Here is a 1,438-nt window from a genome sequence, read left to right as displayed (position 1 = left end):
TGCGCTTTTGGGCAGAGGGTGGCACGCCACAGGATTTCGGGCATGAGCTTTTCGCCGACGATCTCGACCGGATCGAGGAGAACATGATGCGGGCGATTGACCGGGTGCCCGCGGTGGGGGCGGCGGGCATCAAGCGGGTCATCAACGGGCCGATGATCTGGTCGCCCGATGCGAACGTGCTGTTCGGCCCGGTGCCGGAGCTGCGGAACTATTTCTGCTGCAACGGGATCATCCCCGGGTTCAGCCAGTCCGGCGGCATGGGACTGCTCGCGGCGGACTGGATCACCACCGGCGAGCCGCGCTATGACATGTTCGTCTGGGACGTGGCCCGCTTCGGTGACTGGGCCGATGCGGCCTTCATCAAGGCGCGGGTGGGCGATCAGTATGCGCATCGGTTCAAGATACATTTCCCGAACGAGGAACGCGCAGCGGGCCGGCCCGCGCGCAAGCGCCCGGCCTATGACCTCCAGCGCGGGCTGGGGGCGGTCTTCGGCCTCAACGCAGGGTGGGAACATCCGCTCTATTTCGGTGCCGAACCCGGTGCTGCCGACCGGACCGAAGGCTTCACCCGGCAGGACTGGTGGCAGAACGTCGGCGCGGAATGCCGGATGCTGCGCGACAGGGCGGGGATCATCGACATCTCCAATTTCGCCAAATACCGCTGTCACGGCCCCGGCGCCCATGACTGGCTGGAGGCGGTCTTTGCGAACAATATCCCCGAGGCCGTGGGGCGGTCCTGCCTGACGCCGCTGATCGGCACGCGCGGCGGTATCGCGGGGGATTTCACGGTCACCTGCGTGGCCGAAAACGATTACTGGATCATCGGCTCCGGCATGGCGGAGCGGTATCACATGCGCTTCTTCGGGCAGGTCCCGCTGCCCGGGGATACGCAGTTCGAAAGCCTGACCGGCGCGGTCTGCGGCTTCAACGTGGCGGGCCCCAGCGCACGTGCGATGTTGCAGCAGCTGACGAACACGTCGCTCGATACCTCCGATTTCCCGTTCATGCGGTCCAGACGGATCGACATCGCAGGGGTGGAGACGCTGGCGCTCAGGGTCAGCTTCACCGGGGATCTCGGCTGGGAGCTTCACTGCGCCGAAGCCGATCAGGCGCGGCTGTTGGAGGCGCTGCTCGACGCGGGTCGCGCCCATGACGCGGGCTGCGTCGGCAGCCGCGCGCTGATGTCGCTGCGGATCGAAAAGGGCTACGGATCCTGGGGCCGCGAATACAGTCCCGAATACTGGCCACAGGAAGTCGGGCTCGACCGGCTCTGCAAGACCGACAAGCCCTTCCTCAACCGCGACGCGGCGCTGCGCGTCCTGCAGGAGCCGCCGCGCGAACGGCTCGTGCTGCTGTCGCTCGATCCGCAGGATACGGATGCGTCCAACGCCGATGCCACGGGCGGTGAGCCGATTTTCCTTGATGGCCGGGGGGTGGG

General features: G+C 66.8%; 1 pseudogene. It reads left to right on the top strand.

Annotated elements, in window-relative coordinates:
* Positions 1–1,438: pseudogene (locus A3728_RS13635) on the top strand (FAD-dependent oxidoreductase); the annotation flags it as partial.

Source organism: Sulfitobacter sp. HI0040, assembly GCF_001634885.1.
Lineage (GTDB): Bacteria > Pseudomonadota > Alphaproteobacteria > Rhodobacterales > Rhodobacteraceae > Sulfitobacter.
The sequence above is the reverse complement of the archived record's forward strand: the minus strand, read 5'-3'. Positions and strand labels throughout refer to the sequence as shown.